General features: G+C 68.9%; 18 protein-coding genes. 12 read left to right on the top strand and 6 right to left on the bottom strand.

Annotated features, from left to right (window positions below; genetic code table 11):
- From ABC347_RS15480 to ABC347_RS15455, 6 genes are all read right to left on the bottom strand, one after another.
- Positions 1 to 762: an SDR family NAD(P)-dependent oxidoreductase gene (locus ABC347_RS15480; protein ID WP_413246604.1), complete on the bottom strand. Its 762-nt coding sequence runs from the start codon at positions 760 to 762 to the stop codon at positions 1 to 3.
- An 80-nt stretch (positions 763 to 842) separates the two neighbouring features.
- A complete protein-coding gene (locus tag ABC347_RS15475) occupies positions 843 to 1,901 on the bottom strand; it encodes a serine hydrolase (protein ID WP_413246603.1) in 1,059 nt (352 codons plus the stop codon).
- Positions 1,902 to 2,097: 196 nt separating this feature from the next.
- On the bottom strand, positions 2,098 to 3,249 hold the full coding sequence (locus ABC347_RS15470; RefSeq protein ID WP_413246602.1) for a S41 family peptidase: 1,152 nt from the start codon (positions 3,247 to 3,249) through the stop codon (positions 2,098 to 2,100).
- Positions 3,237 to 4,052 (bottom strand): hypothetical protein, encoded by an 816-nt coding sequence (locus tag ABC347_RS15465; RefSeq protein WP_413246601.1) that lies wholly within the window; start codon positions 4,050 to 4,052, stop codon positions 3,237 to 3,239. The genes ABC347_RS15470 and ABC347_RS15465 overlap by 13 nt, the downstream gene beginning before the upstream one ends.
- Before the next feature lie 79 nt (positions 4,053 to 4,131).
- Entirely contained in the window at positions 4,132 to 5,490 is a 1,359-nt protein-coding gene (locus ABC347_RS15460) for a serine hydrolase domain-containing protein (protein ID WP_413246600.1), read from the bottom strand.
- Between the two features lie 26 nt (positions 5,491 to 5,516).
- Positions 5,517 to 6,311, bottom strand: coding sequence for a transglutaminase-like domain-containing protein (locus ABC347_RS15455; RefSeq protein WP_413246599.1), 795 nt, complete (start codon positions 6,309 to 6,311; stop codon positions 5,517 to 5,519).
- Positions 6,312 to 6,433: 122 nt separating this feature from the next.
- Between ABC347_RS15455 and ABC347_RS15450 the strand changes: the two genes are divergently transcribed.
- The 12 genes from ABC347_RS15450 to ABC347_RS15395 all read left to right on the top strand — a co-directional run bounded on the left by ABC347_RS15450 (position 6,434) and on the right by ABC347_RS15395 (position 14,305).
- Entirely contained in the window at positions 6,434 to 7,687 is a 1,254-nt protein-coding gene (locus ABC347_RS15450) for a glutamate-5-semialdehyde dehydrogenase (protein WP_413246598.1), read from the top strand.
- A 31-nt stretch (positions 7,688 to 7,718) separates the two neighbouring features.
- Entirely contained in the window at positions 7,719 to 7,982 is a 264-nt protein-coding gene (locus ABC347_RS15445) for a CopG family ribbon-helix-helix protein (protein WP_413246597.1), read from the top strand.
- Positions 7,970 to 8,260, top strand: coding sequence for a type II toxin-antitoxin system RelE/ParE family toxin (locus ABC347_RS15440; protein ID WP_413246596.1), 291 nt, complete (start codon positions 7,970 to 7,972; stop codon positions 8,258 to 8,260). Before ABC347_RS15445 ends, ABC347_RS15440 begins: the two co-directional genes overlap by 13 nt.
- Positions 8,257 to 8,886 (top strand): nicotinate-nucleotide adenylyltransferase, encoded by a 630-nt coding sequence (locus ABC347_RS15435; RefSeq protein ID WP_413247081.1) that lies wholly within the window; start codon positions 8,257 to 8,259, stop codon positions 8,884 to 8,886. The genes ABC347_RS15440 and ABC347_RS15435 overlap by 4 nt, the downstream gene beginning before the upstream one ends.
- Before the next feature lie 8 nt (positions 8,887 to 8,894).
- On the top strand, positions 8,895 to 9,290 hold the full coding sequence (gene rsfS / locus ABC347_RS15430) for a ribosome silencing factor (protein ID WP_413246595.1): 396 nt from the start codon (positions 8,895 to 8,897) through the stop codon (positions 9,288 to 9,290).
- A 4-nt stretch (positions 9,291 to 9,294) separates the two neighbouring features.
- Positions 9,295 to 9,717 carry a 23S rRNA (pseudouridine(1915)-N(3))-methyltransferase RlmH gene (locus tag ABC347_RS15425; protein WP_413246594.1) on the top strand — a complete coding sequence of 141 codons (423 nt, stop codon included), beginning with the start codon at positions 9,295 to 9,297 and terminating at the stop codon, positions 9,715 to 9,717.
- Positions 9,714 to 10,898, top strand: coding sequence for a murein hydrolase activator EnvC family protein (locus ABC347_RS15420; RefSeq protein WP_413246593.1), 1,185 nt, complete (start codon positions 9,714 to 9,716; stop codon positions 10,896 to 10,898). Before ABC347_RS15425 ends, ABC347_RS15420 begins: the two co-directional genes overlap by 4 nt.
- Positions 10,899 to 10,984: 86 nt before the next feature.
- Complete coding sequence (locus tag ABC347_RS15415; RefSeq protein ID WP_413246592.1) at positions 10,985 to 12,358, top strand: S41 family peptidase; 1,374 nt, start codon at positions 10,985 to 10,987, stop codon at positions 12,356 to 12,358.
- A gap of 38 nt (positions 12,359 to 12,396) precedes the next feature.
- Positions 12,397 to 12,876 (top strand): disulfide bond formation protein B, encoded by a 480-nt coding sequence (locus ABC347_RS15410; RefSeq protein ID WP_413246591.1) that lies wholly within the window; start codon positions 12,397 to 12,399, stop codon positions 12,874 to 12,876.
- Positions 12,849 to 13,388: a demethoxyubiquinone hydroxylase family protein gene (locus ABC347_RS15405; RefSeq protein ID WP_413246590.1), complete on the top strand. Its 540-nt coding sequence runs from the start codon at positions 12,849 to 12,851 to the stop codon at positions 13,386 to 13,388. Before ABC347_RS15410 ends, ABC347_RS15405 begins: the two co-directional genes overlap by 28 nt.
- A 90-nt stretch (positions 13,389 to 13,478) precedes the next feature.
- Entirely contained in the window at positions 13,479 to 13,826 is a 348-nt protein-coding gene (locus tag ABC347_RS15400) for a hypothetical protein (RefSeq protein WP_413246589.1), read from the top strand.
- A gap of 89 nt (positions 13,827 to 13,915) precedes the next feature.
- On the top strand, positions 13,916 to 14,305 hold the full coding sequence (locus ABC347_RS15395; RefSeq protein ID WP_413246588.1) for a hypothetical protein: 390 nt from the start codon (positions 13,916 to 13,918) through the stop codon (positions 14,303 to 14,305).
- The last annotated feature ends 14 nt before the right edge of the window (positions 14,306 to 14,319 follow it).

The raw sequence follows: 14,319 nt of genomic DNA, 5'->3' as shown, positions 1-14,319 counted from the left end.
TCAGCGCGGCGCCATCCGGATCGCGCCGTCAAGGCGGATGACTTCGCCGTTGAGCATCGGATTGGCGAGGATGCTGGCGGCGAGCTGGGCATATTCCTCGGGCCGACCGAGCCGGCTGGGAAACGGCACCTGCTTGCCGAGCGACTCCTGCGCGGCTTCGGGCAGGCCTGCCAGCATCGGCGTCCAGAAGATGCCGGGCGCGATCGTCATCACGCGAATGCCGTGCTGCGATAGATCGCGCGCGACCGCCAACGTCATGCCGACGACGCCGCCCTTCGATGCGGCATAGGCGGCCTGCCCGATCTGGCCATCATAGGCGGCGACGGAAGCGGTGTTGATGATCACCCCGCGCTCCTCCCCGATCGGTTCGGCCTGGGTGAGCCGCGCGGCCACCTTCGAGATCACGTTGAAGGTGCCGATCAGGTTGATCTCGATCGTCTTGCGGAACTGATCCAGCGGATGCGGGACCGCATCGCGCCCCACCGTCTTCACCGCGATCGCGATACCGGCGCAGTTCACCAGCACGCGGGTCACGCCATGCGCCTCCTCGGCAGCGGCGACGGCAGCGGCAACTTCCGCATCGTCAGTCACGTTCACTTTCGCGAAGCGGCCGCCGATCTTGGCCGCCTGGGCCTGGCCGGCCTCTTCGTTGAGGTCGAACAGCGTCACCTTCGCGCCGGCCTTGGCCAGCATCTCAGCAGTCGCGCCGCCGAGGCCCGATGCGCCGCCCGTGACGATCGCGCCGATTCCGCTCAATTCCATCGTGCTTCCTCCCGAATTGACAGTCGCGGCTTCCCTTTCAGCCCATACCGCCGCTGTCCAGAGCGAAGCGACTCGCCTGGCTATTGCGCGAGCGAGGTTCCGCTGCGCGTGGCCGGCGCGCTGCGCACCACCGCGCGCACCACGTCCGCCATCAGCCGCTGCCGCACCGGGATCGACTGGCGCGTATTGGCGATCATCACCGCCACGGCATAGGTGCGGCCATCGGGCGCGGTCAGGATGCCGACATCGTTGTAGCCGGTGGCAAGCGAACCCAGTTCCTGCCCGGTGCCGGTCTTGTGGGCCAGCGCCCAATCCGGCCCGAGCCCGGCGCGCATCCGCTGCGGCCCGGTGCGGCTGGCGGCCATCAGCGAGGTCAGCAGCGCGGTCGAAGACGGCGTCAGCAATTGACCCTGGCGCAACTGCGCCAGCGCATGGGTGATGCCTTCGGGCGATGCGCCGTCATAGGGATCGTCCAGATAACGCTGCAGCGCCGCCGCGCGCACCTCGTAGCTGAGCTTCGACCGCGCTTCGAGGAAGCCCTGGGTGCCGGCCCATTCCGGTTTCCAGTCAAGCCCGGCGATACGGGCCTGCAGCTTGCCCTCCCCCGGGCCGAAGCTGATTCCGGACAGGCCCTTGCGCGCCAGGAAGGCGCGGATCGCATCCGGGCCGCCGACCTTGCGCAGCAGCATGTCGTTGCAGGCATTGTCGCTCTGCGTCATCGCGCCTTCCAGCAACCGCCGCAGCGTGGTGCGATAGCCATCGCCCGTCACGAACTGGCGGATCGGCGCATGGAACACGGCCAAATCGGCGCGGCGCACCAGGATCGGATCGTCGAGCGAAAGCACGCCGCGATCGACTGCATCCATGAAGGTCAGCGCCACCCAGAGCTTGCTCACGCTCTGTTGCGGGAAGGCGGCGTTGCCATTGAACGAGATCACCCAGCCAGCCTGGATATCGCGCACCGCGATGCCGGCCTTGCCATCGAACCCGCGTCCGAGTGCGGTGACCGCGCTCACCAGATCATAGGGCGGCCGCGGCGTGGCGCCAGGCGGCACCACTGGCGGCACGGTCCGCCGCACGGGCGCGACCGCGGCCGGCCGCGGCGGCGGCGCAGCGGCCGTTTCCACGGCTGGCGGCACGCAGCCAACCAATAGCGAAGCCGCCCCGAAGATGGCGGCCGTCGCCGCCCTGCGCCCTGCCCCTGTCATGTCGCCCGCCCGTGCCTGATGCCCATGGCAATCTTAATGGAGCGGCGCGCCTGAAGGACAGCTTGCCCGGACTCGGCTGATCCCCGCGATCGACTCGGCTGGTCGCAAGTCGCGGGCGGGCGGGCGCTTATCCCGCCGACAGCAGCATTTGCGCCCGCGCCAGCACCGGATCGCGCCCGGCCCGCAGATCGGCCAGCGCAGGCGTGATCGGATCGGTGGGGACGACCCCGACCCCTTCGATCCGCTTGCCGCCCGGCGTGCGGACGTCGGCCTCCGCGATCGACAGCAGCCCGCCATCGGGCAGGTCGATCCGCACCGCGCCGGTCAGCGCGCCCGCCGTACGCTCGCCCACCACCGGCCCCCGCCCGGCCTCTCCGACCAGTGCGGCCAGCGCCTCCGCCGCACTGGCGCTGCGCGGACCGACCAGCAGCGCCAGCGGCCCGGTCCACGCACGGCGGCCCGCGCTCAGGATCGGAACGTCCAGCGATCGTCGGCGCTCGATGCGGCGCAGCAGCGTGCGTTTTTCAGCGAAGAACCGGCCTGCCACGCGCGCGCCCTCGATCGCGCCGCCGCCGCCATTCTCGCGCAGGTCCAGAATCACGGCGCGGGGCGCGGCGGCTTCGATCTCGCGGCCGATCCAACGCGCATCGCCATCATCGAACGCGTCGAGCCGAAGCAGCAGGATGCCGCCCGCCAGCAGGCGCGTCGCGCGCGGCGGATCGGTCGCCAAGGGCTCGGCGGTAACGCGCACCGATCGCGTGCGGCCGTCATCGTCCCGCAGCGCCAGGATCACGGCCTCGCCCGGCATCGGATGCCAATCGGTATCGGGCGGCCGGCTACCGACTGCCAGCAGCACCCAGCCGATCTCCACACCCGCGCGCGCGGCCGGTCCGCCCGGGCGGACCGCGAAGATCCGCCAGCCATCGGCGCTCTCGGCCGTCGCGATACCGAAGCCCGCCGTCTCACCGCCGTCTTCGCGTTGTTCGTCATAGCTGCGCGCCGCCGGCGACTGCGCATAGACATGGCTGTCGCCGATCAGCGCCAGCATGCGGTTGACGATCCGGTAGAAGCCCGTCTCGTCCGGGGCAGCCAGCGCCTGCGGACGGAACCGCGCGGCCGCCGCCGCCCAATCGACTCTGTTCAACTCCGGATCCCAATAATCGCGGGCGATCCTTCGCCAGATCGCATCGAACACCGCGCCGCGATCGGCGGCCGCGACAGCCCATAGCGGAGTGGCGACCAGCCCACCCAGCAGCGCACGACGGCTCAGGATCGGCATGACAGGATGATTTCGGGCGGCATCCGGCGGATCTCGATCCGGTCGCAACGGTCGAGCCGATCGCGCCCGATCGTCAACGCGGGCCAGGCAGACTGCGGCGACGCCGCGCGTCCGCGCACCGCGATATCGTCCGCTCGCGGCTTATCGGACGGCAAGCGGTTCTGCCCGCGAAAATCGGCCTGGCGCACGATCGCATGGTCGATGGCGAAGCCCGTGATGTCCACCGGCCGCGCCAATCGCATCATCCGCGCCGGTCGTGCGATGCCGAACGCCTGCGCCGTCATCAGCCCCGGCCCCTCGAACCGCCCGCCCCCGGCGCGCGCCAGCATCGATCCGCTTGCCGCTGTCGCCACCGTCTCTGGCCAGCGCAGCGTGAAGCGCGCGAACAGCGTGCCACCCGCGGTCCGCACCCGCACATATTGTCCGCTCTCGCCCGACGCCTGCAGCGGAAATCGGCGCGCCATTCCCGGTGCGGATTGCGTGGCCCGCACGAAGCGCACCACATCGAACGGCAACAGCATCGGCGCGATCTCACCGTCCGCATCGTCGCAGCAGCGCTTGTCATGCGTGGCGACATGCGCCTGCATGCGCCGCCCGAGAATGTGGACCTGCGCCGGCCCGCTGCGCCCCTGGACCTCGATCCGCCCGACCACCGCCTCCAGCCGATCCGGAAGCGCGATGCCGGTCCGTGCGGCCGCATCGGGGTTCAGCTGGATGACGTCCTGCGCGGCGGGATCGACTCGCAGGCGCAGCTTCTGGCCGCCGATCTCGGCGATGATGAACGGGGCATCCATGTCGATCATGATCTCGCCTGCGGTAGGCGACGGGCGGGAGGCCGCCGGCGCGGCCGCGGCCAGCCCTGCGATCGCCAGCGCGATCAGCCTAGTCGAGCGCTGCCACCACATCCCGGGCGAAGCGCGCGATGTCGAAGCCGGTTCCGCCGATCGGATCGAAACCGCGACGGATCACGATCAGGTCGCGCGCCGGCACGATCATCACATATTGACCGCGATTCCCATTCATCGCGTAGGTGCCCGCCGGCAGCCCCTGGTCCGGACCGAACAGCCAGAAGAAGGCGCCATAGCCTTCGCGCCCCGCCGGCGGCTGCGCGGGCGCCGCCGTGCTCACGAACCGCGTCCAATCCACCGGCAGCAAGCGCTCCCCCGCCCACATCCCGTTGGCACGATAGAGCAGCGCCAGTCGCGCCAGGTCACGGGCCGTGGTCCATATCTGGCTGGAAAGGATCGGGGTTCCGCGCCAATCGGTGCCGGCAAAGGTGCGGGTCATTCCCAGCCGGGCGAACAGCTCGGCCTGCGGAAAGCCCGGCGCGCGATCGCCGAGGCGCACCTCCAGCGCCCGCACCGCCAGCAGCGTATCATTGTTGGCATAGTTCCAGCGCGTTCCCGGCGCTGCTTCCAGCGGCAACGTGCCGGCTTTTTCGGCGACCGCGCTGCCCCCGAAATAGATGTCGTCGGATCGGTTGCCCGGCCCCTCGCTGTAAAGGCCGCTCGCCATGTGCATCAGATGGCGGATCCGGATCGCGCCGCGCGGATCGCCCGGCCCCCATTCGGGAATGCCGACCGGATCGTCGACCGACAGGATGCCGAGCTGCGCCGCACGACCGATCAGCGTGGCAGCGATGCTCTTGCCGACCGACCATGTCCGCTGCGGCGTGTGGCGGTCATATCCTGCGCGATATTGCTCGGCGACGATATGATCGCCTTTCAGCACCAGCACCGCGCTCGTCCGCGCATCTGCGCCATAGTCGGCACCGAACGCCAGCTTCACCCTCGCATCCAGCGTCGCCCGCCGGGCAGGTGGCAGCATGGCGGTGGCACCATTGTCCCCCATCGGCCAGGCGCGTGCATCATGCAGTGGCAGCGGCGCGATCGTCGGCAGCATCGAGTCATTGGCCGCGCCGGCCGGTGCCAGCACACAGCCGAAGCCGCCGCGCCGCGCCGCGATCCGCGCCGGCATCGCGTCCGCAAAGGCTACGCGCACAGTCTGCCCGGCCCGATCAATGCGTGCCGGCAGCGCGTCGACCAGCGGCTGCATCGCAGGATAGGCGCCAGCCAGATCGTCCCGCCCGATCGCCGCCTCACTCTGCCCTGCCACGAACAGGCCGTTGCACAGGAACAACGCCTTGTATCCGGCAGCGATCGCGCGATCGTGGACCGTCGGCTCCGCCGCCTGGGCTGTGCCGGAGACCAGCGCGAGGATGAGGGCAAGGCGACGCATCATGCCGCTGGCATAGCGTCGCCCAGGCTTCAGTCCAGCCGCGTGACCGATACGTTCTGCGCGTTCATCATCGACCCGCCGAAGACGGTCATGAACGCGATGTCGGTCGCGTCACGGCCGACCGCGATTCGCACCAGCCCCTCGATCGGCGCCAGCTTGGTGGCATCGACCAGGTGCCAGCCGCCGACGCCGTCGGCATCCGCCAGCCAGACTTCGACCACCGCGTGGAAATCCGGCGGATCGAGCTGCCAGGCATAGGCGGACACGAGCCGCGCCGGGATCCCCGAAGCCCGTACGAAAGACGCCAGCAGGTGCGCGAAATCGCGGCACACGCCCTGACGCTGGACGAAAGTCCGCGCGGCGCTCGTTTCCTCGTCGCTCGATCCGGGCACGTAATCGAGATGATCGTGGATCCAGTCCGCCATCGCGGCCACCCGCGGGCCGCCGTCGAGCTCGCCGAACTCGCGGTCGACGAACGTCTCCAGCCTGTCCGCCTCGCAATAGCGGCTCGGCCACAGATAGGGCAGCGCCTCTGCCGGCAGATTGAGCCGGGAGACACGCGCCAGCGCATGGAGATCGGGAGCGACCCGATCGACATCGAACACGCCGCGATAATTGGCGACGAAGTGGCCCTCGGCAATCATCATGGTGCGCCGACCAAGGCCATCTTCCCCGGTGGTCGGCACCAGCGGGCCGACGCCGTCGATGGTCAGCATGTCGTCGATCAGGATCTGGTCGTGCATCGGCACGGCTTCGATCATCAACATCGTCTCCACCGGCTCGGCCATGTTGTAGTCGAGCGTGGCGTCGATTTGCAGACGCATGGAATTCCCCCGTTTTGAATGTGGCCGCTGAACAGGCGGCGGACCGGCAGGTTCCGGCAGCAGGTGCGGCTTTGTAAAAAAGGCTCGCCAAACTTGCCGACTCCTTCGATAGCCCAGCGTCGATGACCGACCCTGCCGCCCTGATCGCCGACCTTGGCCAGCGTGCGCGTACTGCCGCCGCGCTGCTGGCGCGGGCGCCGACCGCCACCAAGTCGGCCGCGTTGCGCGCCGCCGCCCGGCGGATCCGCGCGGATGCCGACTCGATCCTGGCCGCCAACACCGCCGACCTGGCCGCCGCTGGGCAGGCCGACCTTTCGCCGGCGCTGCTCGATCGCCTGAAGCTGGATCCGGACCGGGTGGAAGGAATCGCGACCGGGATCGAGGCCGTCGCCGCGCTCGATGATCCGGTCGGCCGCCTGATCGATCGTAGCGAACGGCCGAACGGGCTGGTGCTGGAACGCGTGCGCGTGCCGCTTGGCGTGATTGGGATCATCTACGAAAGCCGGCCGAACGTGACCGCCGATGCCGGCGCACTGGCGCTGATGGCAGGCAATGCCGCCATCCTGCGCGGCGGATCGGAAGCCGCGCGATCCTCCGCCGCGATCCATCGCGCGATGGTGGCTGGCGTGATCGAGGCCGGCTTGCCCGCCGATGCCATCCAGCTCGTGAGCACGACCGACCGTGCGGCGGTCGGCGCGATGCTGTCGGCGGCCGGGCTGATCGACATCATCGTGCCGCGCGGCGGCAAGGGGCTGGTCGCGCGCGTGCAGGCGGAAGCGCGGGTGCCGGTGCTGGCGCATCTCGACGGGATCAACCACCTCTATATCGACGGCGCCGCCGATCCGGCGATGGCGCGCGGACTGGCGCTGAACAGCAAGCTGCGCCGCACCGGCGTCTGCGGCGCGACCGAGACGATCCTGATCGATCGCGCTTTTCCGGACCCCGCCCCGTTGCTGACCGCGCTGATCGATGCCGGATGTGAACTGCGCGGCAGCGATACGATCCGCGCGCTCGATCCGCGCGTCGTCGCGGCGCAGCCGGAAGATTGGGATACCGAATATCTCGATGCGATCTGCGCGGTCGCGCATGTCGATGGCGTCACCGGCGCGATCGCCCATATCGCGGCTCACGGTTCGCATCACACTGACGCGATCGTCACTGACGACATGGCCACGTCGGCACGTTTCCTGGCCGAAGTCGATTCCGCGATCGTGATCCACAATGCCTCCACCCAGTTCGCCGATGGCGGCGAGTTCGGTCTGGGTGCCGAAATCGGCATCTCGACCGGCCGGCTGCACGCGCGTGGCCCGGTCGCGCTCGAAGGTCTGACGACCTACAAGTGGATCGTGCACGGCAGCGGCCAGGCGCGCCCTTGAATCGAGTGTATACAAACGATACGTTGCTCCAATGAGCAAGTCTGCCGTCATCACCGCCCGGCTTGATGCCGAGACGCTCGCCAAGGTTGACCGGATCGCGGAAGCGCAGGGGCGAAGCCGCTCGTGGTTTGTCGCGCAGGCTGTTCGCGAAGTCGCTGAGCGAGAGGCTGACTTCATCGCTTTCGTGCAGGTGGGAATAGATGAGGCCGACCGTGGCGCCCTGATCGCTCACGACGTGGTGATGGCCGAGCTCGACGAGATGATCGCCCGTCAGAAGGTACGATGCCGGAGCTGAGCTGGACACCGGCGGCCCTGGCGGACCTTCGCAGGATCAACGACTGGCTCAATCGCGAGGCGTCACCTGAAATCGCGCTGCGGACGTTGACGGCGATCAAGGTGCGGAACGGTCAGCTGGCTGAATTTCCGCTATCGGGTCGTGCCATTCCCAACCATGGATTTCGCGTGCTGCCGATTCTGGGAACACGCCATCTCCTCGCCTATCGGTTCGATGGCGGAGCAGTCGACATCATCCGTGTCTATCAGGAACGCCAGAATTGGCGCGATTCAGCGTGACCGCCACCGGGCTCCTTGGTGGATCCTTCAATCCTGCCCATGGCGGGCATCGCGCGATCAGCCTGTTCGCGATCCGCGCGCTCGGGCTGGACGAGATGTGGTGGCTAGTCTCGCCCGGCAATCCATTGAAGCCGGCCGCCGGGATGGCACCGCTGCCCGCCCGGCTGGCATCGGCAGGTCGCGCCGCCCGGCGCGCGCCGATCGTGCCGACCGCGATCGAAGCGAGGCTGGGCACCCGCTTCACCGTGGATACGATCGCTGCGCTCGTCCGCCGCTATCCGCGCAGGCGCTTCATCTGGGTGATGGGGGCGGACAATCTGGCCCAGTTCCACCGCTGGCGGGATTGGCGGCGGATCGCGCGACTCGTCCCCATTGCCGTCATCGCGCGGCCGGGTTATGATGCGAGGGCCCAGCGCAGTATCGCGATGGGCTGGCTGCGGCGCGATGTCCGGCCCGCACGTCAGGCGCTTGACTGGACGCTGTGGAGTCCGCCGGCGATCGTGCTGCTGCGTTTCCGCCCCGATCCCCGCTCGGCCACCGCGCTGCGTCTGCGCGATCCGCTTTGGCACCAGCATATCCACCCGAAGGCTCCACGCGACCGGTTGTCGCGCCGGCCAGTCACCTAGGAGGTCAATTGCCCGCATCCCCCGCACGACCCGCCCCCGGATCCGACGACAGCGTCGACGCGCTCCACAAGCTGGTCCTGGCATCGCTCGACGACGATCAGGCCGTCGAAACCGTTACGATCCCGCTCGCCGGCAAGTCCAGCATCGCCGATCATATGGTGATCGCCAGCGGCCGATCGACCCGCCAGGTCGCATCGATGGCCAACAAGCTGGCCGATCGGATCAAGGCCGAAACCGGCCGCATCGCGCGGATCGAGGGGTTGCCCGCGGCGGATTGGGTGCTGATCGATGCGGGCGACGTGATCGTCCATCTGTTCCGCCCCGAAGTGCGCAGCTTCTACAATCTGGAACGGATGTGGGCATTCGGCGAAGCGCCGGACCCGGCCGCCGTGCGCCCGAACTGATCGCTTGCTGCTGCACATCGTGGCGCGCGGGCGGATCGGCCGCTCGCCCGAGGCGGATCTGGTGGATCGCTATCTGAAGCGTATCGCCTGGCCGGTGAAGCAGACCGAGCTGCCTGATACCGGCGGACGCATTCCCGCGATCGGCCCAGCCACGCGGATCGTTGCGCTGGACGAAACCGGCGAGCAGATGCCGTCGATGAAGCTGGCCGAGACGCTGGGGCGTTGGCGCGACGACGGCGTGCGCGAAGCGCGCTTCCTGCTGGGGGCGGCCGATGGCCATGGCCAGGCCGATCGCGAGGGTGCCGATCTGCTGCTGGCGTTCGGCCGCGCCACCTGGCCGCATCTGCTGGCACGCGCGATGCTGGCCGAACAATTGTGGCGCGCAACCAGCATCCTCGCCAACCATCCCTATCACCGCGAGGGATGATGCGCGGCGCGATCGCCATCGCCGGATTGGCCGCCCTGATCGGGGGCGGCGCGATCGCGCAGACCATCCAGGAAGAAGCCGCCGCGCTGCTGTCTGCGCGACGTGAAGCCGAGGCGGCGGCGCGCCGATCGGCGCGTTTCGAGGCCGAAGCGGTGCGCGCGACTACAGAAGCCGCCCGTGCGCGCGCCGCGGAGGCCGCGGTCGCGGCACGGATCCAGGCGGCGGAGGCCGATATCGAGGCCGCGCAGTCGCGGATCGATCTGGTCGAGAGGCTGCGCGCACGCCAGCGGGCCCGGCTCGCCGCCAAGCAGGAACCTGTCGTCCGACTGGCCGCCGCGCTGCAGACCATGGCGCGGCGACCGCCTGCGCTGGCTATCGTGCAGCCCGGATCGCTCGCCGATCTCGCCCATGTCCGCGCACTGCTGGCGACGACGATGCCGCGGGTCCGCGCGCGCACCGCATCTCTGCGTGCCGAAGTGGCGCAGGGCGATCGCCTGCGCGCGCAGGCCGATGCCGCCGCCGCCACGCTGGTTGCCGGGCAGCAACGGCTGAAGGATCAGCGCGACGCGCTCGCCGCACTGGAGGCGCGCCATCGCACCCGATCGGCGGCGCTCGGCGAATCCGCGATTTTGGAATCCGATCGTGCGCTGGCGCTGGGTGAGGATGCGCGCGACATCGCCGATCTGATGGCCGATCTGGGCGAACAGGCGCAGGTGCGCGCCCGGCTGGCGGGACTGCCAGGGCCGGTGCTGCGCCCGCCGGTACCGGGCAGTGCCGCGACGCCCCCGCCCGATGCCGTGGCCGCGGCCGGCGGATCGCGGCGCTACCGCCTGCCGGTCGTCGGCCGGGTGGTGACGGGGCTGGGCGAAGTATCGGAGAGCGGCGCGCGCGCGCGCGGCCTGACGATCGCGGCGGCCGCCAATGCCCAGGTCGTGGCGCCGGCCGGCGGCCGCATCTCGTTCGCGGGGCCGTTCCGCGGCTATGGCCGGATCGCGATCCTGGATCATGGTGGCGGCTGGACGAGCGTCGTTACCGGGCTGGAGACATTGTCGGTCCGCGTCGGCGAAAGCGTGGATGCCGGCAGCCCGCTCGGTCGCGCCGGACCGGGCCGGCCGCAGGTCACGGTCGAGCTGCGTCGCGGCAACCGCCCGGTTGATATTGCGCGGCTGGTATCGGGATGAGCCGAAATGCCGACAGCGCCCCTTTTGCGCGCCGCCCCGAAACACGATATCCTGCTGAACAGCCTTCCAGCGAAAGACCGGAATCGATGGCCAAGTCCCTCCTGCGTCCCTTCCTCTATGTCGCGACCGGCTTTGCCGCCGGCGCCGCCGTCAGCGCGGTGGCCGCGGTCGATGTGGAGACCTATCGCGAGCTCGATCAGTTCATGAGCGTGTTCGAGCGGGTCCGTTCCGAATATGTCGACAAGGTCGATGACAAGACGCTGATGAAGGGCGCGATCGACGGGATGCTCGCCAGCCTCGATCCGCACAGCAGCTATCTCGACGCGCGCGACTTCACCAACCTGCGCACGCAGACCGACGGCGAGTATGGCGGTCTTGGCCTTACCGTCAGCCAGGAAGACGGCGCGGTGAAGGTGATCGCGCCGACCGAAGATACGCCGGCGGCCCGTGCTGGCATCAAGGCGGGCGATTTCATCACCCATATCGATGGCAACCTGATCTTCGGCGGCACGCTGGACGAAGCGGTCGACAAGATGCGTGGCCGCCCCGGCACCGCGATCAAACTCACCATCGTGCGCCCCGGCCGCGACAAGCCGTTCGACGTCACGCTGAAGCGCGAGATCATCGTGCTGAAGCCGGTGAAGTGGGAGGTCAAGAACCGCGTCGGCATCGTCAACATCAACACCTTCAACAAGCAGACCGGAGAGGCGGTGCGCGCCGCGCTGCTGGGCATCGACAAGCAGTTGGCGGGCGCGGGCGCCAAGCCGCTCGGCTATATCGTAGATCTGCGCTCGAACCCGGGCGGCCTGCTGGACCAGTCGATCGAGGTGGCGGATGCCTTCCTCGAGCGCGGCGAAGTGGTGTCGCAGCGTGGGCGCGAGAAGGGCGATATCGAACGCTATTACGCCAAGCCTGGCGATCTGGCGCATGGCTTGCCGGTGATCGTGCTGGTCGACGCGGGCTCGGCCTCCGCGGCCGAGATCGTGGCCGGCGCGCTGCAGGATCATCGCCGTGCGCTCGTGATGGGCGAGCGCAGCTTCGGCAAGGGCTCGGTCCAGACGCTGCTGCCGCTGACCGAGGAGACCGCGCTGCGGCTGACAACCGCGCGCTATTACACGCCGTCCGGCCGGTCGGTGCAGGAAGGCGGCATCGATCCGGACATCCTGGTGCCGCAGCTCAGCGATCCGGACTACAAGGATCGCCCGCGGCTGCGCGAGGCGGATCTGCGCCGCCATCTGATCAACGAGGCCAAGGTCGACGACAAGGTGCTCGAGGATGACGGCAAGCCCGATCCGCGCTTCGCCGCGACCGCCGACCAGCTGAAGAAGCAGGGCGTGGAGGACTATCAGCTCGATTATGCGCTGAAGGCGATCCAGCGGATCGGCACGCCGGCCGCGCAGGCCGCGATCGCCGCCGCCAGTGCCGGTGCCGGCGGCGGCAAGACCGCCTCGCGCCGCTGATCCTCTCCCGCCGCCCCGACCTGATCGGGGCGGCGGCCATGCATCGGACCGCCATGACCCCGTTCGCCAAGGCGCGCCTGATCGCGCTCCTCCTGCCCGCCGCGCTGATGGCGGGCGCGCTCGGATCGCAATATCTGGGCGGACTCTACCCGTGCGAAATGTGCCACTGGCAGCGCTGGCCGCACTATGCGGCGATCGTCATCGCAGCTTTGGCCTTCGTGCTGCGGTCCGTCGCGCGGCCACTGGTGCTGCTGGCGGCGCTCGCGATCCTGGCGAGCGGACTGATCGGCGCGTTCCACGCCGGGGTCGAATATGGCTGGTGGGAAGGGCTGACCCGCTGTTCGACGCTCAGCCAGGGCGGTTCGCTGGCCGATATACTGGCCACGCCGCTGGTCCGCTGCGATGCGCCACAATGGGCGCTGGCGGGGATTTCGCTTGCCGGGTGGAACGCGCTCTTTTCGATCGGCGGCTTCGTCGCCATAGTGATGCTATGGCTCAAGCATCCCCGATCCCGATAAGCGACGCCGAACGCGCGGCGATGCTGCGCGTCGATCAGGCGGGCGAATATGGCGCGACCCGCATCTATGCCGGGCAGCTGGCGGTCATGGGCAGCCGCAGCCCCGCTGCGCGGATCATTGCCGGCATGGCTGCCCAGGAGGAACGCCATCGCGTCCGTTTCGATCGGATGATCGCCGAACGCGGGGTGCGGCCAACACTGCTGCAGCCGTTGTGGAACGTGGCGGGCTATGCGCTGGGCGCCGGCACCGCGCTGATCGGTCCGGATGCGGCGATGGCCTGCACGGCCGCGATCGAGACCGAGATCGATCGGCATTATGGCGCGCAGTTGGTCGAGCTCGGTGACAGCGATCCCGAACTGGGCGCCGTGATCGAAGAGTTCCGGGCTGAGGAAGTGGAGCATCGCGATACCGCGATCGCGCACGGCGCCGAACGCGCGCCGGGCTATCCGCTGATGTCGGCGATGATTCGGCTTGGCTGCCGGGCGGCGATTGCGGTCAGCAAACGAATCTGAAGGCACCGGGATGATCGTTCAGGCGTTGGCCATGCGACAGGAAACAGGATCAGGCTCATGAAGATCGCTCTTTTCGCCGCCGCCGTTACGATGATTGCCGGCGGGTTTGCTTTGCCAGCTTCGGCCGATGCCCAGCGGCCTGAACGTATCTTGCGCATCTTCGGCAACGATCCCTGCCCCGAAAACGAAATCTGCGTGCGTGCACCGGAAACCGAGCGCTATCGCGATCCACTGCGTGAAAACGCCCCGGCCCAGCCACAGGCTGTGCTGAACCAGAAGGCGGTCAATGCGATGGATCGCGAGGGACAGGTCCAGACCGGCATTGACAGCTGCTCGCCTTCCGGCGCGGGCGGGCAGACCGGCTGTTATCGCCAGCGGTTGCGCAACGCGCGCGAGGAAGACCGCCAGAACGGCAAGCCCGCCAACATCGAATTCTGATCGCCGGGCCCGGTCGTTCACGTCCGGGTCAGCCGCGGCAGCGCGTGGTCGGCAGACATGACCGCCGACACGACAAGGGATCGCGCCTGATGCTCGCCACCGCTTTCGCCAGCCTGTTGATGCTGGCCCCGCCGATCGCGGCGCAGACCGCCACCCCGCCCGAACGCGTCGCTACCCTGCTCGTATTTGGTGAGGACGCGTGCCCGAAGGGGGATGACGACGAGATCATCGTCTGTGCGCGCCTTCCCGAGAATGAGCGGTACCGCGTGCCGAAGCGCTTTCGCGAGAAGAAGGCGGATCGCGGAGGCCAGAGCTGGGCGAACACTGCGCGCGAGCTGGAATGGGTCGGCCGGTCCGGCCTGCCCAACAGCTGTTCGGTCAACGGATCGAACGGGCAGACCGGCTGCTTCCAGCAATTCATGCGGATGGCCCGCGAGGAACGCGAGCAGGCGAAGCGCGAAGCCGCAGGCGTGCCCTAAGATCCTCCCCGGCG

This window comes from Sphingomonas canaveralia (genome assembly GCF_047238125.1).
Lineage (GTDB): Bacteria > Pseudomonadota > Alphaproteobacteria > Sphingomonadales > Sphingomonadaceae > JBDFMH01.
This window is presented reverse-complemented; position numbering and strand designations above follow the sequence as displayed.